This is a genomic window from Morganella psychrotolerans (assembly GCF_965118875.1).
GTDB classification, from domain to species: Bacteria; Pseudomonadota; Gammaproteobacteria; order Enterobacterales; family Enterobacteriaceae; genus Morganella; species Morganella psychrotolerans_C.
Genome location: NZ_CBCPJD010000015.1, coordinates 94,220 through 117,742 on the forward strand (window position 1 = coordinate 94,220; position 23,523 = coordinate 117,742).

The 23,523-nt window shown below is 43.4% G+C and carries 18 protein-coding genes; 7 read left to right on the top strand and 11 right to left on the bottom strand.

The genetic code is table 11. The features are described 5' to 3' along the window. Positions 1 to 7: 7 nt before the first annotated feature. From tssL to tssH, 11 genes are all read right to left on the bottom strand, one after another. On the bottom strand, positions 8 to 1,396 hold the full coding sequence (gene tssL / locus ACMHKJ_RS15050) for a type VI secretion system protein TssL, long form (RefSeq protein ID WP_413495135.1): 1,389 nt from the start codon (positions 1,394 to 1,396) through the stop codon (positions 8 to 10). After that, positions 1,396 to 2,742 carry a type VI secretion system baseplate subunit TssK gene (gene tssK / locus ACMHKJ_RS15055; RefSeq protein WP_067365478.1) on the bottom strand — a complete coding sequence of 449 codons (1,347 nt, stop codon included), beginning with the start codon at positions 2,740 to 2,742 and terminating at the stop codon, positions 1,396 to 1,398. Before tssK ends, tssL begins: the two co-directional genes overlap by 1 nt. 3 nt (positions 2,743 to 2,745) lie before the next feature. Next, on the bottom strand, positions 2,746 to 3,306 hold the full coding sequence (gene tssJ, locus ACMHKJ_RS15060) for a type VI secretion system lipoprotein TssJ (RefSeq protein WP_413495137.1): 561 nt from the start codon (positions 3,304 to 3,306) through the stop codon (positions 2,746 to 2,748). A 172-nt stretch (positions 3,307 to 3,478) separates the two neighbouring features. Continuing rightward, complete coding sequence (locus ACMHKJ_RS15065; RefSeq protein WP_067365484.1) at positions 3,479 to 3,964, bottom strand: Hcp family type VI secretion system effector; 486 nt, start codon at positions 3,962 to 3,964, stop codon at positions 3,479 to 3,481. A gap of 170 nt (positions 3,965 to 4,134) precedes the next feature. Then, positions 4,135 to 5,640: a type VI secretion system contractile sheath large subunit gene (gene tssC, locus ACMHKJ_RS15070; RefSeq protein ID WP_413495139.1), complete on the bottom strand. Its 1,506-nt coding sequence runs from the start codon at positions 5,638 to 5,640 to the stop codon at positions 4,135 to 4,137. A 21-nt stretch (positions 5,641 to 5,661) separates the two neighbouring features. After that, positions 5,662 to 6,195, bottom strand: coding sequence for a type VI secretion system contractile sheath small subunit (gene tssB, locus ACMHKJ_RS15075; protein WP_067365490.1), 534 nt, complete (start codon positions 6,193 to 6,195; stop codon positions 5,662 to 5,664). A gap of 200 nt (positions 6,196 to 6,395) precedes the next feature. Then, positions 6,396 to 6,983, bottom strand: coding sequence for a fimbrial protein (locus tag ACMHKJ_RS15080; protein ID WP_413495141.1), 588 nt, complete (start codon positions 6,981 to 6,983; stop codon positions 6,396 to 6,398). Further along, positions 6,974 to 9,559 carry a fimbria/pilus outer membrane usher protein gene (locus tag ACMHKJ_RS15085; protein WP_413495143.1) on the bottom strand — a complete coding sequence of 862 codons (2,586 nt, stop codon included), beginning with the start codon at positions 9,557 to 9,559 and terminating at the stop codon, positions 6,974 to 6,976. Before ACMHKJ_RS15085 ends, ACMHKJ_RS15080 begins: the two co-directional genes overlap by 10 nt. A 69-nt stretch (positions 9,560 to 9,628) precedes the next feature. Beyond that, the gene (locus tag ACMHKJ_RS15090) at positions 9,629 to 10,393 is read right to left on the bottom strand and encodes a fimbrial biogenesis chaperone (RefSeq protein ID WP_413495145.1); all 765 of its coding nucleotides are present in this window, start codon (positions 10,391 to 10,393) and stop codon (positions 9,629 to 9,631) included. Positions 10,394 to 10,452: 59 nt separating this feature from the next. Continuing rightward, on the bottom strand, positions 10,453 to 11,013 hold the full coding sequence (locus ACMHKJ_RS15095) for a fimbrial protein (protein WP_413495147.1): 561 nt from the start codon (positions 11,011 to 11,013) through the stop codon (positions 10,453 to 10,455). Positions 11,014 to 11,077: 64 nt separating this feature from the next. After that, on the bottom strand, positions 11,078 to 13,855 hold the full coding sequence (gene tssH, locus ACMHKJ_RS15100; RefSeq protein ID WP_413495149.1) for a type VI secretion system ATPase TssH: 2,778 nt from the start codon (positions 13,853 to 13,855) through the stop codon (positions 11,078 to 11,080). A 968-nt stretch (positions 13,856 to 14,823) separates the two neighbouring features. On the opposite strand from tssH, the gene tssF reads away from it, so the two are divergent. The 7 genes from tssF to ACMHKJ_RS15135 are packed head-to-tail and all read left to right on the top strand — an operon-like array spanning position 14,824 to position 23,519. After that, entirely contained in the window at positions 14,824 to 16,701 is a 1,878-nt protein-coding gene (gene tssF / locus ACMHKJ_RS15105; protein ID WP_413495150.1) for a type VI secretion system baseplate subunit TssF, read from the top strand. Then, entirely contained in the window at positions 16,701 to 17,717 is a 1,017-nt protein-coding gene (tssG, locus tag ACMHKJ_RS15110; protein WP_413495152.1) for a type VI secretion system baseplate subunit TssG, read from the top strand. Before tssF ends, tssG begins: the two co-directional genes overlap by 1 nt. 33 nt (positions 17,718 to 17,750) lie before the next feature. Further along, entirely contained in the window at positions 17,751 to 18,875 is a 1,125-nt protein-coding gene (locus ACMHKJ_RS15115; RefSeq protein ID WP_413495154.1) for a type VI secretion system protein TssA, read from the top strand. Next, complete coding sequence (locus ACMHKJ_RS15120) at positions 18,875 to 19,891, top strand: fimbrial protein (RefSeq protein WP_413495155.1); 1,017 nt, start codon at positions 18,875 to 18,877, stop codon at positions 19,889 to 19,891. The genes ACMHKJ_RS15115 and ACMHKJ_RS15120 overlap by 1 nt, the downstream gene beginning before the upstream one ends. A gap of 20 nt (positions 19,892 to 19,911) precedes the next feature. Then, positions 19,912 to 21,258 carry a GlcNAc-transferase family protein gene (locus ACMHKJ_RS15125; RefSeq protein WP_413495157.1) on the top strand — a complete coding sequence of 449 codons (1,347 nt, stop codon included), beginning with the start codon at positions 19,912 to 19,914 and terminating at the stop codon, positions 21,256 to 21,258. Then, positions 21,252 to 21,884: a hypothetical protein gene (locus ACMHKJ_RS15130; RefSeq protein WP_413495160.1), complete on the top strand. Its 633-nt coding sequence runs from the start codon at positions 21,252 to 21,254 to the stop codon at positions 21,882 to 21,884. The genes ACMHKJ_RS15125 and ACMHKJ_RS15130 overlap by 7 nt, the downstream gene beginning before the upstream one ends. Continuing rightward, positions 21,885 to 23,519, top strand: coding sequence for an OmpA family protein (locus ACMHKJ_RS15135; protein WP_413495162.1), 1,635 nt, complete (start codon positions 21,885 to 21,887; stop codon positions 23,517 to 23,519). It abuts the gene before it with no gap. The last annotated feature ends 4 nt before the right edge of the window (positions 23,520 to 23,523 follow it).

The window sequence follows — 23,523 nt, forward strand, 5'->3', positions numbered from 1 at the left end:
TTAAAACTCACAGATAGGTAACATAAACTTCAACACGCCGGTTCAGCGCACGCCCCTGCTCATCTTTATTACTGCTGACAGGTTGTGAAGCCCCCATGCCTTTTGTCTGAATGTCCTGAGAAGGGATCCCGGTCTGTACAAAGAACTGACCCACAGATTCTGCCCGTTTCAGTGACAATTCTTCATTACTCGCAAACTTCGCCCGCCCGATAGGAACCGAGTCAGTATGGCCGGAAATAACCACTTTACCGTCGACGCGTTTCACTTCATCAGCTACGCGAACAAGGATACTGTCCATTTCAGGTTTAACTTCCTGTTTCCCGGAGAGGAACATGGCATCACCACGGAACGTCACAATACTTTGCGGACCTGTTTCATCCACTGTGACCAACCCTTTGGCGATTTCATCTTTCAGCAGAATAGCCAGGCGCATCCGTGGTACAGCTATTGCCAGTTGGGTCTGTTTCAGTTCACCGCGTTTGAGCGAGGCGACCCGGTCATTAAATTCACCGAGATCAACCATTAGCCAGTATTTGAAGAGTGCAAACAGACTGATCAGAATAAAGCCGCTGATAATCATTGAGATACGAACAGGTAAATAAACCCGGCGCACTTCATTATCATCCTGAGTCACTGTCGCATTCGGCGATAAGGCTGCCGGTACAGAGTCTCTGGTGCTCTGCTGTAATGAAAGCAGGCGCTGACGGATTTTATTCAGCTGACGATCGCCGTTTTCAATAATACTGTAGCGGCCTTCAAACCCGAGGCCGAGAATACGGGAAAGGATATCCAGTACATCCGTGTATTCCTGCGGGTTCATGGATAAGCGGCCAATCAGCAGGAAAAATTTATTCCCCCCGTCGTTATCCCCTTCAAAGTGGTTAAGAAGGTTACTCTGAGACCAGCCGGAGGCCAGACCCCAGGCTTTTGAGTGAACAGATTCATCGATTGCGGTACAAATGGCATAACGTATAATCGCCATTTTCTGCCACGCAATACTCACGGCATCACACACTGCCGTAAAGGTGGCAATTTCGTTCTTCAGGCTTTTTTTAAGAATTTCCACCTGTTTCAGGTCAGAGACCTGATCGGGCAGTTCACTGAGCGCCCGTAGTAATGGCTGCACAGCTTCAAGTAACGGATCTTCTGCCCGGCTTACACGCTGAATCCGGGCCTGGATGCTTTCACTCTTAATTGCAAGATCACGGTAATCGATCGCTTCCGCGCCCATGCCCAGTGGATCACTGTCCAGCGGGGCAAAGAAACTACCGTCATCATGCAAAAAAGCCCCCATCGACTGGGGGGTCTGCTCTTCCTGATTATCCGTTAATGCGCCGTCAGACCCTTTTTTGGTCTGATCCGGATCATCACCGTAATTGTCATTAAACAGATTCATTAATCCCTCACGCCCCAGAGCTCAAGCCGTATCCCCGGGAAGTCCCCGGCAACGTGAAGGGCAAGGGATCCACTGTTGAGAATATTTTCCCAGTAAGGCCCCTGCTTCATCAGTTCAAAATACAGATACCCGGAGGTATAGGGTATTTGTCTTGGTGGTACAGGCAGGTTACGTAAAATCAGGCCCGGCAGGTGAGAACGTACCAGTTCCTGGAGTTTATGCGGCGAACTGATCTTCGTCTGTGCCACAAACTGATGCTGCATAACATCCAGCGGTAACTGAGATGATGCGGCCAGTACCAGGTTGGAGAAGCCGCGCAATTCGCTCGGAATAACCGACGCAGTCCAGACACCATGCTCCTGACGTACCAGCGGAATACTCTGACCGGAACGGACGAGCATCTGATTGAGCAGGCCATGAACTTCATCCACCAGCGGGCGGATAGAGGCATATAAATTGGCATGATCATAGCCCGGGGCAACATTCGGCCGGCGGGTTTTTGCCCGCAGGAATGTAGATAATTCTCCCGCGAATTTTGCCAGTTCTTCATAAATAATGATGGGTGCCGTTTCCGGAATATGGCGCAGATGGTTTAAAATCGGCTCATATTTATTGAAAATCTGTAATAACAGATAATCCACAACTTCCGCACTGGCGCTGGCTTTACCATCACTGGATGCCAGACGGGATGCCAGCATATCCGCACGCATTTTTACCAGACCGTTTAAGTGGGTTATCCACTCCATCAGCAGGTAGTTTGCGGCGTAGCCGGTAACCGGAGGGATATGATCTTCAAAGTGAAGCAACACGCTGCCGTCAGGCTGAATCGCTTTAACTTTAGCCAGCGCAATACCAATCCATGATTCCGTCATTTCTGTTTCCGCCATCAGGCGCAAACGCATACGCGCCAGCTGGATCGGTTTCGGTCCCTGGCGTACGGAGTTGGTATCATTAATCTCTTCTTCAAATGAATTGAAACGTGCTAATGAACTTGCATCAAATTCATCAAAAATAGTTTCATCACTGTTATCAAGACGCAGTGGTACAGCCAGATATATCATCTTTCCGAGATGCTCGGCTGTAATGGTTAAGGGTTCCGGTTGCTCATCATGACCGGGGATCCCGAATGGTGTACCATCCGGAAAAACGCCCTGCCCTGAACGTAAGACTAACTTGCCATAAGACAGCGCCTCACGGTCAATCTCGTATTGTGCAAAACCCCAGAAGAATGGACTAATGGTCGCTGCACGTTTATGAGCAATATATTCAAAATAACGTTCTTGCTGTTGGAATAGCTGAGGGCGCAGGAACAGTCCCTCACTCCATACGACTTTATTTGTTCTCACAACTCATCCATTCTCTTTGATTGACACAACTGAATTTGAAAATAAGACTTTAATTTCATGTTCAGGCTCGGTAAATAAAATGTATTTTTCAGTCCATGTTGCACTGCGCAGATTGTCCAGCGAATAAACAGTGCTCCATTTTGCATTACTGATATCTTTATAAGCAGCAATTATTCCGATATAGGGATAATCTGAATTAATCTTGTAATCTATTGTTTTTGTTTCACCCGGCCTGATAATATATTCTAAAATAAGCATTTCATTTTCAGGGTTAGGCTTGTTTTTATATAAGTACGTCAAATAGTCCGTACTTAAAAATGATTGTTTAGATTTAACAGCATAAACAAATATATTCAGTGGCGATGGCAACCGGTTTTTACTTTTATTAATTTCAGCACTGGCCACTAAAGTAATCTTGAGATCTGATGCTGATTTAGCTTCAGACGGAGTTGATCCGGAAAAATTTAAAATACTGCACCCTGTTAATAACAACGATATCACAAGGACACACAAGATATTTACTACCTTAAAATCGGTATGTTTCATGACTGTATTAATCGACATATAACCATGCCTGGCATTATTGAAAATGCTTATATGTATAAATAACTAAGAGTGTGTAATAGTATTGTCCGCCATGTTAAATTGCAAACAATTAAATATGTATTAAACCGAGAGTTGGGAATAAAAACCTGCCACCCGAAAATGGCAGGTTTTAATTCAATACAAAATGTTATCAGCCAATCAGGTTAGCTTTAACATCGTAGGTTGCTGCGATAGTACCAGATTTGTTACCATCAGCATTCTGAATTACATATTCCTGAGTCATCTTAGTGAAAGAGAATTTAACCACTTCACGAGGACGGCTTTCATCTTCAACAGAACCCTGCATCGCAACATCTGTAACGATAACATCAGTAAATTTGATGATCAGGTATTCCAGTGGTGTACCACCCGCTTTACGAACGGTAAATTGGATGTCTTTGATGTGTTTACCAGATAAGCAGTAGCTCAGCAGGTTTGGACTTGCACGGTCGGTGTAGTGAACAAATGTGAAATCTTCCACAGTTGCTTTACCAGAACCACCACCTGAACCACTGTGCATGTTGGACTGCTGGTTAACACCCCAGCGCCATGACAGAACTTCAATTTCATCCTTGTGTGCGTGATCCAGTGCTTCACCGTCGATGCCTGCGATTCTTAAAAACATATCTTGAGCCATCTGTATTTCCTCTTATTAATGCATTAATCAAATTAACTTTGACTGGTAATCACGCCCTGTGATTACCGCTTTTGTTGTGCCGGATATTGAATCTGATATCCTTATGAATCTCACCGGCAACTAACTGCTATTCCCTTTGTGAAGCGAGAGAATTTTTCTTACCGATGCGGTTACGCAGCACCTTTCAGTGATGGTAATTTCGCAACCATACGTAAAGATACAGTCAGACCTTCCAGCTGGAAGTGCGGACGCAGGAAGAATTTAGCCTGGTAGTAACCAGGGTTACCTTCAACATCTTCAACAACCACTTCAGCCGCAGCCAGTGGACGGCGTGCTTTCGTTTCCTGGGAAGAGTTAGCAGGATCCCCGTCAACGTAGTTCATCAGCCAGTCATTCAGCCATTTCTGCATATCATCACGCTCTTTGAACGAACCGATCTTGTCGCGGACGATACATTTCAGATAATGCGCGAAACGGGAGCAGGCAAACATGTATGGCAGACGCGCAGACAGATTGGCGTTTGCTGTTGCATCCGGATCATAATATTCAGCCGGTTTTTGCAGAGACTGTGCGCCGATAAACGCTGCATAGTCTGTGTTTTTACGGTGAATTAACGGAATGAAACCGTTTTTGGACAGTTCAGCTTCACGACGGTCAGAGATTGCGATCTCTGTAGGACATTTCATGTCCACGCCGCCATCATCACTCGGGAATGTATGGCAAGGCAGGTTTTCAACAACACCACCACTTTCCACACCGCGGATAAGCGTGCACCAGCCGAACTGCTTGAATGAACGGTTGATATTGACAGCCATCGCGTATGCCGCGTTTGACCATGAATATTTGCTGTGATCAGCGCCGTCAGTGGTTTCTTCGAAATCGAATTCTTCAACCGGGTTGGTACGGATGCCGTATGGCAGGCGGGCCAGGAAGCGTGGCATTGCCAGACCGATATAACGGGCATCTTCAGACTGGCGCAGGGAGTTCCATGCTGCGTATTCCAGGTTCTGGGTAAAGATTTTAGTCAGGTCACGCGGGTTAGACAGTTCCTGCCATGAATCCATCTGCATGACAGAAGGAGATGCACCGGTAATGAACGGCACGTGTGCAGAGGCAGCAACTTTCGCGATTGAACCCAGCAGATCAACATCCGGCGGAGTATGATCAAAGAAGTAGTCAGCAACCAGGCAGCCATACGGCTCGCCACCTAACTGGCCATATTCTTCTTCATAAACCTGCTTGAACAGCGGGCTCTGATCCCATGCAACGCCTTTGTAACGTTTCATGTTACGACGCAGTTCATCTTTAGAGATGTCCATGAAACGTAATTTCAGTTTCTCGTCGGTTTCAGTATTGTTGACCAGATAATGCAGGCCGCGCCATGCGCTTTCCAACTGCTGGAATTCTTTATGGTGCAGGATCAGATTGATCTGCTCTGACATTTTCAGGTCGATTTCGGCAATGATTGACTCGATATTTTTATACGCGTCATACGAAATCGTGATTGAGTTGGCTAATGCTTGTTCAGCCAGTGTTTTAACTGCGTTCTGTACCGCAGTTTTAGACTGTTCAGTCTTTGATTTAAACTCCTGCGCTAACAGTGAGCTGAAATCACTTTTTTCCTGAGTCTGCGTCGCTTTAGCGCCCGCATTTTTCTGAGTATTTTGAGCTAACATATTTCTGGCACCCTACAATTCTTAATCGTCCTGAGACGGATCTGCAACTTTGTCTTCACGCTTTGGTGCAGACGCCAAGGTTTTCAGCAGTTCTTTATCCTGCAGAATTTGCATGATCAGACCTTCCGCCCCTGCTTTACCATCCATGTAAGTTTGCAGGTTAGTTAACTGAGTGCGTGCTTCAAGCAGCTCAGCCAGCGGTTCGATTTTGCGGGCGATTGCATCCGGTGCAAAATCATCCATGCTTTCAAACGTAATATCGACCATCAGCTGACCGTCACCGGTTAAGGTATTTGGTACAGCAAAAGCAACACGAGGTTTCATGCTCTTCATGCGGTCATCAAAATTATCGATATCAATACTCAGGAATTTTCTGTCTGTAACAGGCGGAAGCGGCTCTAAAGGCTTACCAGATAAATCCGCTAACACACCCATTACAAATGGCAATTCAATTTTTTTCTCACTACCGTAAATCTCGACATCATATTCAATTTGCACGCGCGGAGCGCGGTTTCTTGCTATGAACTTCTGAGCACTACCGTTATTAATTCGCATACCGTGATTCTCTTATTTTGTTTAATTTGATTAGTAAGAATACTAATATTACTTCACTCAAATTAGCCGGTTTCATTAGTCATAATAAACAGCTGACTTTTGATAGAAGGCGTATTTACATATTAAACGTTATTAATGAAGATATACTAAGATAAATCTGTTTGTTATGAACAAAATATATTCATAACAAACTTTTAGGATTATTTGTAAACTACTTCCAAAATGGTCTTAGATTGAACCTTACCAGCTAACACACTGTTAGAACCTGCAAAATAACTCACATAATAATCTTTGCTTACTGACGAATATAACCCCGGAATGATATAACGCTGAGCACTGTTCGGGTCGTCAATACGAATATGAGTTAAATTCATATCTCTTAATTTGAGCTCTACATCTTTCGCAAAGTCAGCGCCCGGACTATTGAGTAAATTCATTGTTCCCGGTGCTAAATTACCTGCACTTTTAAAGTACAAGTCTACATTAATATTTACAGGACAATTATTTAAGGCAACAGTAAATTTAGTTGAACCGGCTTCATTCCCTGCTGATGATAACGTTTGAGCTGAAATAGTTGGTAATTTAACTGTTTCATTTTCAGATCCGCCATTAACAGAGATTGTACAAGTTTCCTCTTTGTAGATTCCTTTAAACTCTACATTTATATTGCAATTATCACATATAAACTCTGCCTTCGAGTATGTAAATATTCCTAAAAAAACAAATAATGATAATGCACTAGTAATTACAAAAATCATGCGTCGATTAATTAAAGATATTAAATACATTTAACCTCCAGTTGGACCACTGAGTCCCCGGAATCAGATATTTTCTTCGCAATAAATGGCTCCGGATTAATAACACACTCTCCGAGCGTACCTGATTTAACAGATAACGCTTCGCTGGTACCATCCCAGCCTCTTAAATATGCCATCCCTGCCTGACCAACTATTGTCTGATAATCTCCGCTGCCACTATAAACGTTCGTACCGATAGGCAAATAGTTACCACTTTTATCTCTGATAATAAGAACAACAGGCTTACCAACAACTGTTTTTATCTTAACAGCAATAATTGCCCCATCCCGCGGAACAACGGTTGTCTGGTCATCAATAAGATCAACATCCGGGCTTGCCTTACTTACATCAAGACCAACCTGGTTTTCTCTGTACGAATTCAAACCGGGAACAATGGCATACCCTCTGCTGTCAACCTCACTGCCGTAGCCATTCAGAGCGGCACTACCGCTTGCACCTTGCGCTTCAATAATCGCAAATGCCGAATCACCAACAGAAGGACCTAAAGTCACCCCACCGGCGTGTGCGACAACACTACCGTTAGCCGAGATAGAGGCTTGTCTGTTAGAGCGGTTATCCATAGAAACCGTCGAACCAAAGCTCCCGACAGAAGATCGGTAGTTAGCTGAAGCATTCAGGCTGTCACTGGTCTCTGAATGTGAGTTAGCCGTCGCACCAACTGAGTAATTCAGCTCACTTTGATCACCCTGAGAACCGGAAGCTGTTGTCTGGAAAGAGGTATTACTATCAGCATTTCTGGTTGCCGTCAGTGTCAGGTTATCAAACGCAGGCTTATCCAGATAAGAGCGGAAGAACGGTATATTGACACTAACCATGTAGGTATTGTCGTACGAATCTTCACCTGTTTTTGCACGTTGATATGCAAGGCTGTAGGAGAAATAATCCAGACTTTGCTGATAAGAGACTGACCACTGCGTAGATGCTGCGCGGTTAACCCAATAATCATAATAATTCCCCAGTACTGTGATCGAGCTGCGATCCCATAACCGTTGGTTTACATTTACCGAGTATTGATTTTTTGCTCTGACGCCAAGGTAGCTGTTAAAAAGCTCTCCATCTGAATTATGCTTATTGCTATAATAGTTTTCGCCTTTTTCTTTAAGCATGACTGCATCACGAAAACTCAGATAACCATCGTTTGAATAACGATAACTGGATACCAGTATATTTGTATCTGTTTGTTCAAAAAGTTTACTGTAGCTGATACGGAATGACTCACCTGATTGTGATTTATCTTTTAAATCACTCTGTGCGTGAGTCATATCAAGTGAAATACCACCCAACGGTGTATTCAGCGCATTACCAATTGCGGCAGCCTTATAATTTTCAGATAACTGGAAACCGGTATACCAGGTTAAAAAGTTATTTATTCCCTGAACAAATTCACCTTCTACAACAACAGGAGAGGCACCAGAGGAATCATCACGGAGTTCACCGGCAGAAAGTGAATACAATATTGTATCCGGATGCAGCATCATCGGTGGTGCCGAGAAGACAATATCCTGTACTTTTTCGCGTCCGTCGGCTTCAATAATAACTAACTGAAGTGTCCCGTTATGACCAAGAGCACCATAGTCTTTAATTTCAAACGGACCTGGTGTTACAGTTGTTTCGTAAATTGTATAATCATTCTGTCTCAATAAGACGCGGGCATTGCTATCCGCTATACCAGCAATAGTCGGTACAAAATTATTGAGTGAGTCCGGCAGCATTTTTGTGTTTGAACCAAGCTTTACCCCTCTTAATCCATGCGCATCAAAAATACGACCCGATGTAAATGTTTCACCAATTGTTAATCGGCTTTTTAATGGCGTAATATCGGTTTCAGCATAAAGTAAAATATTTTTATTACTGAATTTATTATTCTTCGACCACTCCGAGTTGCTCCGGTTTCTGAAACGCCATCCCCCGTAGTTAAACCCGGCCGTCCAGTTAATATTGGTATTGTAATCCGTTTCTTTACCTGCGGACGATTTATTGTTTGACATATAGCTGTTCAGGTTATAATCGACAAATAGCGCGGTAACCCCTTCATCCCAGCGGGACGGATCAATATAGTCAGCATACTGATGATGTAAATTAGCTTGTGGTACTGTAATATTCAGCACTAAATCTGCCGTGTTGTAATATACTTTCGCATAATTGACAAAATAGCCGATCGGATGACATCCCCCGTTAGCAGTATAATCAGTTTCTGTCTTTGGCTGGCTGCCGACCTTATTGTCCGGGATAATACCTAACGCTTCAATCTGTTCCAGAGTGAAACAGGCTTCAGCGCGTTTATTATTTTCATTATTCTTAAAAAGAACGCTCTGTTTACCTCTGTTAACTTCATTCAGAACTAATTCTGCTGTATAGTTTCCCTCCGGAATGGGGTTACCATAGCTATAATCGTCAATATCAACATCCATCCCCTGAATAAAACTGGCGTTATATTCAATTTTTTCATTATCACTCTTACCACCAGTCAATGAAGTAGTGTTACCGAATGATACTGCCGGAAATAAAAACGAATAGAGCATTAATCTCCATTGACATTGTCTCATGCTAATACTCCTGTTATTGGCAGTTACACTCCCTGTCAACTGCCTGTGTTAAATCCCTTTAAAACAGCATTATTTAACGATGGTAAATCCTGAGCCTGATTTAACAACTTTTGTTGCAACCTGGCTGCCAAAGTCATTTAAAATAACAAAGGTAAACTCAGATATATCTCCATTTATTTTTTGAGTGTTATCATCCTGAAAATACTCTGAAGATGACATAGGGCTGATCATATCAGCTCTCATGTCTACATCCTTACCATTAATTTTTGTTTTTATCCCAATTACAGAAATGTAATATGGCGATGTACTTTCAACTTTTAACCCAGTTCCTTTACTACCGTTATTTACAACACTCCACTTAAGCTTATCCAACTCACTGGTAACTGTACCTTTCAATAACGACTCAGGTCGGTAAAAAAGTTTAATTCTTGTTTTAAATGCCAGATCTAAACGCTGAGTAGCATTTTTTGCATCTGTGGTTTCCGGCGGAATCTCCAGAACATTAAAATAATAAACAGATTCTTTATCCTGAGGAAGTGCCATACCATTATAAATGACACGGACACTTTGCCCTTTATTCGGCTCTATGCGGCTGATAGGTGGCGTAATAACAAACGGAAGCTTGGCATTATTGATGTTATTTACTTCAATACCATCATCGGCCCAAACCTGAATAAGTGCCGGCTGAGTCTGATCCCTGTTATTAATTCTTACGACCTGCTCTTTTTTACTTCCATCAAATATGACACGGGTACCCTCAATAGCAACTGCGCTATATGCAAGACCCGAAAAAATGGTATAAATAAATACCGATTGTAGTGATTTAATCAACATGGCAAACCTCAGATAATTGAAAGACAGAGCCGGAAATATGGCTCTGTCTGATATGACTATTACTGATAAACTAATGTATACATAACTTTAGCTGCAACTTTACCCGCAGTAGTTACACCTGTTGCATAATAACCACCAAAGTATTTGAATTCTACTTTACCGGCTGCATCAGGTTTAACCCACTGACCATGGTCGCCAATTTTAATCTGAGTGCTGTTACCGTCACCGGTAATAATTTTAACCTGAACATTTTTGGCATCATTAGCACCAGTTAATGAGTTTTTCAGGTTACCAGTTGCAGGATCCCAAGCTGTTGTTGCACCTGTTGGTTCGAAGTTCATTGCAACTTCATTATTTAAAAGTGCATCGGAAATTTTTGGAGTCGGGCATGTAACACGAACTTTAAATGGTGTATAACCACCTTCTTTACCGGCAACATCTAATGTTTTAATTGATACTGCTGGCAAAGTAACAGTCTGATCTTTATCTGCTGGTTCGATAACACATGTTTCAGTGATCAGAAGACCATCAAATGTTACTGTACCCTGTCCTTCAGCAAATGCGTTAGAACCAGCAAACAGTGCACCTGATACTAATAATGCTAACTTAATTTTGTTCATATCTATATCCTTAATATATGATTAACTCACTTCATTACTTTTATATAAAACGGAATACCTGACATTACTCTGATGTCACAATAAAGCCGTTTTGGTTATCACTACTCAAACTAATTTTTTGAATAGGCGATTCTGAGTTCCGGTTTAAAATATATAAACCGATTTTTGGTAAAATATGCTGTTCAATGAAACGGATCAGAATACGGGCACCCGTTTCGGCAACTGAGCACTGACTGATAATGGAATTAACCACGTCATCGCTATATTCAAATGCAGCACCGTGATGAGCAAACAAACGTTCACCAATGCGATCCAGATGAATGCGTACAATACGACCCAAAAATTCATCCTGTAACGGATAATAGGGCACAACACTCAGGCGTCCCAGGAACGCGGCCGGGAATACTTTCAGCAGTTCGGGCTGGAGCGCGGTACGCATTCCGCTAAAATCAGGTGCGGTATCAGGGTCAGCATGCAAACTTGAAATCAAATCACTACCGGTATTACTGGTCAGTAAAATCACCGTATTTTTGAAATCAATGACTCTTCCTTCACCATCCTCCATGCGCCCTTTATCAAAGACCTGGAAGAACAGCTCATGAACATCCGGATGTGCTTTTTCCACTTCATCCAGCAGCACGACGCTGTACGGTTTTCTGCGGACAGCTTCCGTTAACACACCACCTTCACCATAACCGACATATCCCGGAGGTGAACCTTTCAGTGACGAAACAGTATGCGCTTCCTGGTATTCGCTCATATTGATGGTGATAATATTTTGTTCGCCACCATAGAGCTGCTCTGCAATAGCCAGAGCCGTTTCTGTTTTACCGACACCGGAAGGACCTACCAGCATAAAGACACCGATAGGTTTCTGCGGATCAGCCAATCCCGCACGGGATGTCTGGATAGATTCACTGATGATATCCAGCGCGTGCTGCTGACCGATAACCCGCTCTGCAAGATGATTAGGCAATTCCAGCACCGCATTTAATTCATCTTTCATCATCCGGCCAACAGGAATTCCGGTCCAGTCAGCGACGATAGCAGCAACAACAGAGGCATTTACTTCAGCCTGAATAACCGCATCCTCGCGCTGATTATCCTGAATTGCGCTGAGTTCCGTTTCCAGCTCTGCCAGCTGCTTCTGCAATTCCGCCAGTTGCTCTTTATCACTGAGAACAGCGGCTTCTGTTACTGTTTCAGCTTCCGCCAGTGCAACATCACCACCAGTTTCAGCAACTATTAGCGTTTCCTGAATAACCGCTGCCGGTTCTTCAGTACGTTCACCACTGATTAATGCCTGAATCTGACTACGGATTTCCACAATCGCGGCAACCGTTGATTTCTCTTTCAACCAGCGGTTTTCCATTTCTTCGGCAAGTACAGACTGCTCTTTAATGTCATCGCGGAGCGACTCCAGCGTACTGTTCTCTTCACGACCGAAATGCAGGGCTTTTTCTGCCAGTGACAATTCAGATGATGCCGTTTGGGTTTTGTATTTCAGTTCCTGCAAATCTCTCGGCGCAACATTTTGTGCAACCGCAACACGGGCGCAGGCTGTATCGAGCAGACTGATTGCTTTGTCCGGCAACTGGCGGGCAGGAATATAACGATGGGATAAACGCACCGCTGACTGAAGTGCTTCTTCCATGATCCAGACACCGTGATGTTTCTCCAGCATCGGAACCAGACCACGTAACATCGCAACACTCTTCGCTTCAGACGGTTCTTCAACCTGTAATACCTGGAAACGGCGGGTCAGCGCGGGGTCTTTTTCAATGTGACGCTTAAACTCACTCCAGGTGGTTGCACCGATGGTTCTCAGTTTGCCACGCGCAAGAGCCGGTTTCAGTAAGTTTGCCGCATCACCGGTTCCGCTGTTACCACCGGCACCAACAAGTGTATGAACTTCATCAACAAACAGAATGACCGGGTTCGGAGAAGACATCGCTTCTTCCAGAACCGCTTTCAGGCGGGACTCGAATTCACCTTTCATGCTCGCACCCGCAGAAAGTGCGACGATGTCCAGGTTCAGCAGGCGCACTTTTACCAGTGCAGGAGGCACATCACCTGCGGCGATGGCCAGCGCCATCCCTTCAACTAATGCCGTTTTACCGACACCGGCTTCACCGGTCAGTAACGGGTTGTTCTGACGGCGGCGCAGCAGAATATCAATCATTGTATTGATTTCATGCTCACGACCGATAACCGGATCAATTTTTCCTTCACGGGCGAGTGCAGTCAGGTCAGTCGTATACTGAGCCAGGGTTGCTTTACCTGATTCTCCGCCCATTGCATTGCTGGCTTCTCCCGGAATACTGTTTTTACCACCCAGTTCACTGTCATCTGTCGCACTTTGATCAGCTTCCGGTGAATCTTTTGTGATAAAAGTCAGGTCTGCCGCAAGAATATCCAGCGGGATTTTATCAAATACAGGGGAGATGGCGGACAACGCACGACGCAGCTCCATTGTAGTCAGACAGGCGAGTAATAAATGACTACTGCGGATGGCATTTTCTGAATATTCCAGACTTGCACATACCCAGGCACGTTCAATAGCCATTTCAATATGATATGAAAAATCAGAAATAGAACTGGCACCGCTTGGTAAACGGATTAACGCCTGTTCCATCCCTTTTTCCAATAATTGGACATCAAGCTGGAAGTGACGGGCAATCTGCCGGAGATCACTTTGTTCTTGTTGCCACAGCTGAATCATCCAGTGAACGAGTTCAACGTATGGGTTACCTTTTAATTTACATAGTGTCGTTGCACTTTCGATACTACGGAAAAGTGTGGTATCGAGTTTTCCAAATAGACTCTGTCTGCTGAAAGCCACAATTATTACCTAATCAAGTGTTGTTTATACTAATAATTCATCCATAACAGGATGTTCGATTTATAAAACATATTATGTTCCTGAATGCCGTAGCCGTTAATTCGCATAAATAACTAGTCAAATATAAAAAAACCAGCAGAAAACATATAAATGTTAGCTTCTCTATTTTCAGAAACGTTAAGTTATAATAAAAACAAACAATGTTACTTAGCAATAAGATTTTCACCTAACTTTACTCTCAATGCATTTACCTGAGCAACAAATCTCTATTTTTATATGTACTACACCGTCTTGAGGTTCACTACGCGTCTTTTATATAATGAGACTATTACGCGCCAGAAAAAAATACAACTGTCCGTACGAATAAACTTACTAATTTGGACAATTCCTAAGATTTAACGAAATAAATATAAAAATAATTGTTTTAATACACGAAAATTAATTAAAAAACAAACAAAATTAATGAGTTAAACCAAAACTACCGGCATGACCAGTAATGAATACCAAATGAGTAACTCACACAATAAAAAACCAACTTAGTTTAACCCACAATCAATGGTAAGATGAAATCAGCTCAATGAAATAATGATACAAATTATCACACTCAGTTACAATAAACGAATACAAATACACGCACCCCACCTTACCTCATCCTTATTTAATAAGTTTAAATTCAGAGGAAAACCGGACGCAACATTGAAAATACGAACATCCGGAATGAATACAACATATTCAAATGGTGATCATATAATGTTCATCACTATTGTGATTTATTTTATCTATCACATAATTGCCGCATAGCAGGGTAATAACACGGTAATGCAGACTTATCTGATATCGATTAAAACACCCTCGTTTTATTTTGTTCAGGAGTTTACTTCAGCGTCTTTTTTTTATATTAATAGTCTTTTATAATTTGAAAGGTGGATCACCGCCTTTATTACTCATTTTTTTTCAGAGGTATATCCGTGGATCAGAAATTTCTTGATTTTTACAATCGGGAACTGACGTTTATGAAAGAAATGTCCGGTGAATTTGCGGAGAAACATCCGAAAATTGCCGGGCGTCTGGGCATGAATGGTATCGAAGTTGCTGATCCTTATGTAGAACGACTTATCGAAGCATTCTGTTTTATTTCCGCCCGTTCACAAGTGAAGCTGGATGCGGAATTTCCGAAATTTACGCAACGTTTTCTGGATGTTATTTATCCGAATTACAACGCACAAACCCCTTCTATGGGTGTTGTCCGGCTTCATCCGAATACAAAGGAAGGTGACCTTTCAAATGGTTACCATGTGCCGAAAAATTGCCAGATGTTTACCCGTTTATTACCGGGAGAGCAGTCCCGCTGTGAGTTTCGTAACAGCCAGGAACTGACATTATGGCCAATCGAAATTGAAGATGTCCGCCTGACATCTATTCCGCCGGATATCTCCAGTCTGGAAAAATACCGTATCTCTTATTCACGCCTGAAAGGCGCACTACGGATCAAACTGAAACTTGACGGCGATAATCTGTTTTCTCAACTGGAAAATCTGGACAATCTCCCTTTCTATATTGACGGGGACGAGCGCGTAGTTTCACATATATTTGAACTGATCCACGCACATTATGTTGCCATGATAATCCGGACCGGCGGCAGTGAAAAACAAGATACAACGATTGTTAACGGCGGCATTACCTTTGAAGGCCTTAAACCGGATCAGGCGCTGTTACCGGTTCAGTGGAATATGTTCCAGGGCCATAATCTGATACAGGAATACTTTGCCTGTCGTCAGCGTTTTTATTTCTTCACGCTCAATCATCTGCGTGAAGCAATGCGTAACAATCATACCAATGAAGCAGAAATTATTATTCTGCTGGACCGCTTCCCGCAGGATCTGATTAGTCACATTGATAAAGATCGCTTCCTGTTATTTTGCACACCGGTCATTAACCTGTTTCCCAAGCGAATCGATAAAATTGAAATAAACCGGGCATTAAATGACTTCCACGTTGTGCCGGATCGCAGCCGCCCGATGGATTATGAAGTTTTTTCGATCAGTAAGGTTATGGGGCAGCAGGCAGAAAACAGCAGCGAAGTTATCTTTAACCCTATTTATCAGACCCGGCATTGTGATTCCGGTAACTTCGGGCGTTATTTCTCACTGCGCCGGGAAACACGAGCCAGCGGCAGCGCCCGCCGTAAATATGAAACACTGACGCCGTATATCGGTACAGAAGTGTTCATCTCCCTGGTGGATCAGCAGGAAGCGCCATTTGATGACGATATCCGTTATCTCTCCGTGGAAGCACTTGTGACCAACCGGGATCTCCCCCGTCTGATTGACCGGGGCAATGAATACGATTTAACACTATCTGATTCCGTGCCGGTTTACGGTGCCAATTTTCTGTCACAGCCAAGCCCTCCTCACCCGCCGTTTGCACAGGGTGAGTCCGCCTGGCGCCTGATCCGCCAGCTCAGTTTTAACTATCTGCCACTGCACGATATGGATCACAGCCAGGGCGGGGAATCGCTGCGTAATCTGCTGCGCCTGTTTGTCAGCCCGGCAGATCAGGAATCAATGACACAAATTGACAGCCTGGTCGGCAGCAAAACCAAACCGGTTATCCGGCGACTACCGGGAAATGAGCTTCTGGTATACGGACGCGGCGTTCAGTGCGTACTGACAGTGGATGAAGTCGGGTTCTCCGGGTTAAGTCCTTATTTATTCGGGTTAGTGATGGAAAATTATTTATCCCGCCATGCGGCAATTAATGTCTTTACTGAGACTGAGCTGCACTCAATGCAGCGCGGGCTGGTCGCCAAATGGGCACCACGTCCGGGTAAGCGCGGGATCTTATAATGAGCCATTTGCACCATAATATGTTAAGCGAACTTTCGCACTGGTATGACGAAGCCGAGCCGTGGAACAGTGGTTTCGTCAGCCTGATGCGGGCGGTTGCGGCAAAATATCCGGATATGCCGGCTATCGGAACCGCGGATCGTCCCCAGCAAGAGCCTTACCGTCTGGGGCAAACCCCCAATATGGTGTTTGCCCCGCGCGAAATTGCAAAGATTACCCATGAAGATAACCTGTGCCACGTTGATCTCTTCAGTTTAGGGATCTGGGGTCCTCAGGGTGCAATGCCAATAAACTTTACCGAGCAGGCATTTATCCGCATGGAGCACCAGGACACCCTGCTCCGTGACTTCGCTAATATCTTTCATCACCGGGCGCTCTCACTGTTTTACCGCAGTTGGTTTGTTTCACAGGATGTCGCCACACTCGATCGCAAAGATGATGAAAAGTTCTCTTTTTATATCGGGTCACTCATCGGGCTGGTACCGGATGAAATCCGTGACTCGGTTCTGCCGACACACGCCAGACTCTCCTCTTCATCTCACCTGATCCGCGAAGCACGTAACCCCGAGGGACTTGTCGGTGCGCTGGAATATTATTTCGGGATAAAGGTCGGGCTGAAAGAATTTACCAAGCAATGGATTTTTCTGGAAACCTCAGACCAGACAAAAATAGGGGATTTAAGCTCCTCTTTACTGTTATCGGAAGGTGCCATTTTAGGTAATACCGTTCAGGACCGGCAGCATAAATTCAGTCTGGTTCTGGGACCGTTAACATTAGAACAATATATGCGCTTCAGTTTATGGGGTGAGGATCTGCCAATCCTTAAAGAGTGGGTCCGAAACTTCATTGGTTTCGAATATGCCTGGGATGTCCAGTTAGTACTGGCGCCGGATGCAATACCACAGGCGAACCTTGATGGCAGCCACCAGTTAGGGTATGCCGCGTGGCTTCCCCGTGAAAAACAGGATGAACCTATTTCGGGGATGAGTTTTGATCCCGAAACGCACCTTAACTGATTACTGATTTTCAACAGATAATGGAATATGACCGTGAGCGAAGAACTGCAATCTACTTTTCAGTCCGATTTTTATAAAGACGTACTCAAACCGCTGCCGGGTAAATTCGTCTGCGGTGAAGGTATTGAATATGACCCGTTATTCATCACATTGCAGTCCAAAATGACACCAAAAATCGGTGCTGAGTATGGTGATTTCGTCGAAACGACCGAACCGGTTAACTGGCGTGAAATTGAAAATGACTGCCTTGAGCTTCTGACGAAAAGTAAACACGTTCGCCTGATTATTCTGTTAATTCGTTCACGCAGCCGTCAGATAGGTCTTTTTGCCCTGGAAGAAGGTCTGATGGCGATGTATCAGTTGCTGAAAGATTTTCCCAATGAAGTTCATCCCCAACTTTACGATGAAGGGGAATTTGAGCCGTTTATGCGGGCAAATGCTATTTCTGAGCTGGATGATATCGATGGCTTCCTGCTGGATTTACGCCAGCTCACACTGCCGAAGATTAACGGACTTCAACTGACAGTTAAAGAAATTGAACGCGCCTTTGCTATCCCGAAAGACGAAAATTCCTTAGCGGAAGAGAGTGTCGTCGGGATCCTCAATGAATGGCGTACCAAAAATGATAAGACACTGGCATCACTGAATAATGCGGCATTCATCCTGGATGCAATTAAAAAGCTGGCTCGTGAAACCTTAGAAAATGAAACACCGACACTGCCGGTACTGACATTAATACTGGCATTGTTTAATAAAGATCTTACTCACAGCGGTAATAAATCAGCCGCTGCCGCTGCGGTGGCTGAAAGTGAAAACTCGATGTCGGCTTTAGTCTTTTCTGATGAGTCCCCGGACAAAGACAACAATAATCAACCCGAAGATTCTGTCAGCACAACCACTGAAACAGTGGTTGATGGTGATACAACAACGGTGACAACTGAACGCATTGTCTACCGTGAAAAAGTGATCAATACCCGGCAGGATGCCCTGGAAAAGATCCGCGAAGCGCGTGCATGGTTTCAGCAAACCGAACCCGGTAACCCGATTATTTTGCTGCTGACCTATGCCGAAGGAGCGGCAGGAAAAAATTTCGTTGAACTCAGTAAATTATTCCCTGCTGACATGCTTGCTATTTTAGATATTAACAAGGAAATGTAATGAAACTAAAATTACTCGTGTTGTTAGCTGCAATGGGAATGGCCGGAAATGCAATGGCTGCCGATTGTAGTATAAGTGAGCCTGCGGGTTATATGCCGGAACATTTACTCGCCTCGTCAGCACCAATCCGGTTACGTGCTGACGCGAAAAAAAACGATAAGACACCTATCGGCCGGGCCAATTCTGCAACAAACAGTACGAATATGACCGTCCTGTGCAAGGGGATTAATGGTGTCAACGGAAGCCGTCCTATCACGGGACCCGGTCTTCAGGTCTATCCGGGCTATACCAATTATTACCGTACAAATATTGATGGTATTGGTGTTAAATTTGTTCTTACCGGCCCCGGTGGTGATGTCGGTGTAGAATTACCTGTAGATTCATACGTGGCAACACCTGGTAAACCAAACGGGAATGCAACCACCACTCTAATTGGACAGGGTCGTCTCGTCGCTTATTTCTATAAATTAGAAGATACCGTTAAATTAAAATCAGCGTATCAAAATACAGTTAATCTGATGATGCCTACCCCCGTTGCTGAATCACGAATAGAAGACTTCACTTACGCTTATTATAGATTAGATAAAGTTGATATTGTCGGCATTCCGGTTTGTACCGTTGATAAACCACTGCCTGTCGATTTTAATACCGTGAATGCTGAGTCAGTAAGAGCAGGTGTATCACGTTTGTTTAATTTCGGTATCACCTGTATGACTGACTACAATGATTACAATGCTGTTGCTTCAATTACTGCGGCACAACGAACACCTGATGGAAAATTTATAAAAGTTGATGATGCAAAAAATAATAGCGACTCATTAATAATCGAAATTACTGACAAAACCGGTAATAAAATTAATGTAGATGGATCAACAAAGATAGAGTCCGGAACAAAATCAAGTGGTGTAAAAGCAAATTACGAATGGAATGCAATACTGAAAAAACAAGATGGAACACCTTATCCGGCACAAGGTCCTTTTAAAGCATCCGCTATTATTACCCTTGATTTACAATAGTACTAAGTGACATTGATGATATGAATAATACAATTTTTGTCAGCATCGCCAGCTATCGGGATAATGAATTAATTCCGACCATAAAAGATATGGTTGCAAAAGCGGAGCATCCGAAACAGTTATTTATCTCAATCTGCTGGCAGGTTGAAGAGCGGGATTTTTCCATTTTTATGGATATGGGAGCCCGGCAGGCAGATTACAAAAGCGATAATCCGGACGTTGTTCGCCTGGAATATCTTGGTGCAACACTGAACATTCATTTTGTTCAGATATATCAGGCTAAAGGTGCCTGCTGGGCCAGATACTGCTGTGAACAATATTACACAGATGAACAGTACTTCCTGCAAATAGACTCTCATTGCCGGTTTATTAAAAACTGGGATACAGAACTGATTAAATACTATTTATCCCTGAAAGAAAAAACAGAGAAACCAGTTATTTCAGGCTATCCGCCGGGCTATACACCAGCAACGGAAGAGAAAGAAGAAGTATTGCATCAAGGCTGTGCACGGATGGTTTTTAATGCCTTTAATGATAATGATATCCCTTCATTTCTCCCGATCGCACTTCTTGATGCAACACAACCCAGCCGTGGCTGTTTTCTTGCCGGCGGGTTTACCTTCACTTGCGGTCGTTTTGTTCTGGATGTCCCCAATGATCCGTTGGTTTTTTTCATCGGTGAAGAAATATCGATGTCCGCAAAAGCATTCACTCATGGATATGATATTTTTTATCCGGAAAAACAATTTCTCTGGCATTTTTACGGGCGTGAAGGCTGTGACAAAATCTGGGGGGATCACACCCAGGAAAAAAAAGAGGCAAAACAGGTTGAGCAAGGCTGGTGGGAACGGGATATTGTCTCTAAACAACGGGTTCGCCGGGTGCTGGAGATTAGTCAGGAGAATGAAATAGATCTCGGAAAATATATCCTGGGCACTGAACGGACACTGGAAGAATATGAATATCTGACCGGTATCTGTTTCAATGAACAATTGCTTTCTCAGGAACTGCTTTGTGATATTAAACCCTGCTATTTTGATAAAAAGCCGGTATCCAGAGAAGAATGGATTGTGACACTTTACAGCCCGTATTACCGTTCTGTCGATATCCATAAAAATGAAATTGCGGAAAACAGTGACAATATAGATTACTGGTCATTAGGTGTATTCACAGAAGATGATTCTCTGCTTGCTATGCAGCGGATTACACCTACGCAACTCAGTGCGCTGATGTCTGAGAATAAGCCTGATATTTATTCTCTGCCGATAAAATTAAAAGACAAACCTCTGAAAATTCCGGGAAAAATCAGATTGGCGCCTTTTTTTGGTCATACCGGCTGGGGTGAAACACTGGAGAAACCATGGTAAGCAGTCAGGATGTCTTTAATAAAATAATGAGTATCGATGCTCTTATTGATTTAGAGTCAATTATTCCCTCGTTATCGGAATTACAACTTAATTTATCTACTTCTGTCCAACAGTTCCGGGATTGCCTGGAACTGGAGGATCCTTATTTTGAGCATTCAGAAGATTTTTGCCGGTTACTTTGTCTGTATCTGGATACCATTATCCTGAAATACACGGACAGCCAGCAATTATCCTGGGCGCCCTATCTGCTGGAAAATTATTTTTACGGTTTCGATCGCGAGCCATTTGATATGGTGCAGCAACTCACTTTTTTTTCAACCGTAAAGCGCAATGCTATTTTTTTGCCGGCCTATCAGATGGCACTCCGGCTTGCTACGTTTCCGGCTCATAGTGTAAATCTGAAACCGGTACTGCCCCTTTTTGAGCCGCGTCTGCCAAAACCACCGGTCATTAAAATTGTTCCGCCACCGCCACCGAAAGCCGCAGAAGAAATAGCCTATCCTGAGCCGGTTGCTTACCGGACAGTCAATCTGCCGCTTATTTTTACCACTGAAATCCTTTGCCTGATATTTATTCTGATTTTTGTCTGGCTTTATATTCGTGATACTTTGGATATGCTGATTTAAATGAAAACCTTCGCTTCATTAAAAAAATGGCTGATAATTTTATTCAGCATCATTGCGCTTATCATGGCCGGTATGGCCTTTTATGATAAATCAAACCTGTTTATCTGGCTGAGCGGATTATGCGGTACTCTATTTATGTTCACTGTTATTTATTCAGTTCGGATAAATGAACATGATGAGGTGATTGTTCACCAGGAAGATGACGTTAATGAAGCGCCGGAAATTGTATTTATTCTTGGCCCTTATGCCAGAACCTGGTTTAGTCAGCAGGATGATGATGATACTCTGAGATTTGATAATAAAATCATCTGGATGCTGATAAATAAACCAGAGGATTTGCATAAACAAGTCTCCGCGATTAAACAGCAGCATACCCATTTTCAGCTCAGTGCTATTTTTCCGGTACTTCCGGATGGTCATGATACTGATGCTCTGCTATTAAACAAAATACGCGGCTGGACAAATTCATTTTCACAAAACCAATTTGAACATAAAATACCCTGTACCTTAATTTTATATTCGCGCCTGAGCAGCCAGCGGTTTGCTCATGATCCGGATAAAGCTATCTGGTTAGGTCAGTTTAATATTTACAATACTGAACCAAAAATATTACGCAAAGAGGTCACCTCTCTGCGGCAAGATCTTGCAGCTATTTATCAGCAACCTCATGCAGTTGCAGCGCAACATCGCAATGCGATGGCATTATCAACACTCAATTGGCTGGAAGATGCCGGGATTCTACCGGAAATAGAGACATTATTCAGCGAAAGTATTCTCGATTTTACCAATCTGCTATTTTCTGATTACGGAAATGGTCCGACCCGGCACGGTGCCTGGTCCCGTTGGGTTCAGAAAAAATTTGCTGTATTACCACGGATCTCCGCTTATCTGACACTGCCGCCGTTACCGGTAAATACCGGTGAAGCACCAATTAAGGTAAGGAAAAAAACCGTCGAAATGACACCTGTTCCTTATCAGACACTGCGCTATTCACTCCTGATTGTCCCGCTGCTGATTGCTGGTGCAATGGTCAGCACACTGCTCTGGTCACTTAATTTTCATGTACAGAGAAATGAAACGGTTAATACACTGGTACAGCAATTTGATATTACTCCGCCAAATGCATTACAGCAGCGGGTTGAAATAATTCAGCAGATGAAAAAGCTATCTCAGTCTATAGAAAATCACGAAACTCCCTATTTCTTTGTTATTGAACTTACACAGCCTGAAATATTTACTGAAAAACTGAATAAATCAATTGCAGAATTTTCCCGTAGCCCGCTCTATATCGCTCATGATAAAAATATTGTTTTTGATATCGGTAGTTCAAAATTAAAACGGGAAAGTACAGAATATCTGATGCCGCTTCTGCAATTTATTAAGCAGAATCCGGAACTGAAGATTTTAATTGAAGGTTACACCGATAATACCGGTAATGATAAAAATAACATTAATTTGTCACTGAACCGGGCAGAACAAGTCAGACACTGGTTACAGGAATCGTCCGGATTACCGGAATCACATTTTGTGACCCATGGTCTGGGTGCCCAAAATCCGATAGCAGATAATGATTCTCAGGATGGACGGGATCAAAACCGCCGTGTTGAAATCAAAATTTATCAGGAAAATCGCTAGTCAT

What these genes read in the sequence shown, in the direction of transcription:
- tssL (WP_413495135.1), bottom strand. Translation starts at nt 1,396, where the DNA reads ATGAATCTGTTTAATGACAATTACGGTGATGATCCGGATCAGACCAAA.
- tssJ (WP_413495137.1), bottom strand. Translation starts at nt 3,306, where the DNA reads ATGTCGATTAATACAGTCATGAAACATACCGATTTTAAGGTAGTAAAT.
- ACMHKJ_RS15065 (WP_067365484.1), bottom strand. Translation starts at nt 3,964, where the DNA reads ATGGCTCAAGATATGTTTTTAAGAATCGCAGGCATCGACGGTGAAGCA.
- tssC (WP_413495139.1), bottom strand. Translation starts at nt 5,640, where the DNA reads ATGTTAGCTCAAAATACTCAGAAAAATGCGGGCGCTAAAGCGACGCAG.
- tssB (WP_067365490.1), bottom strand. Translation starts at nt 6,195, where the DNA reads ATGCGAATTAATAACGGTAGTGCTCAGAAGTTCATAGCAAGAAACCGC.
- ACMHKJ_RS15080 (WP_413495141.1), bottom strand. Translation starts at nt 6,983, where the DNA reads ATGTATTTAATATCTTTAATTAATCGACGCATGATTTTTGTAATTACT.
- ACMHKJ_RS15085 (WP_413495143.1), bottom strand. Translation starts at nt 9,559, where the DNA reads ATGAGACAATGTCAATGGAGATTAATGCTCTATTCGTTTTTATTTCCG.
- ACMHKJ_RS15090 (WP_413495145.1), bottom strand. Translation starts at nt 10,393, where the DNA reads ATGTTGATTAAATCACTACAATCGGTATTTATTTATACCATTTTTTCG.
- ACMHKJ_RS15095 (WP_413495147.1), bottom strand. Translation starts at nt 11,013, where the DNA reads ATGAACAAAATTAAGTTAGCATTATTAGTATCAGGTGCACTGTTTGCT.
- tssG (WP_413495152.1), top strand. Translation starts at nt 16,701, where the DNA reads ATGAGCCATTTGCACCATAATATGTTAAGCGAACTTTCGCACTGGTAT.
- ACMHKJ_RS15120 (WP_413495155.1), top strand. Translation starts at nt 18,875, where the DNA reads ATGAAACTAAAATTACTCGTGTTGTTAGCTGCAATGGGAATGGCCGGA.
- ACMHKJ_RS15125 (WP_413495157.1), top strand. Translation starts at nt 19,912, where the DNA reads ATGAATAATACAATTTTTGTCAGCATCGCCAGCTATCGGGATAATGAA.
- ACMHKJ_RS15130 (WP_413495160.1), top strand. Translation starts at nt 21,252, where the DNA reads ATGGTAAGCAGTCAGGATGTCTTTAATAAAATAATGAGTATCGATGCT.
- ACMHKJ_RS15135 (WP_413495162.1), top strand. Translation starts at nt 21,885, where the DNA reads ATGAAAACCTTCGCTTCATTAAAAAAATGGCTGATAATTTTATTCAGC.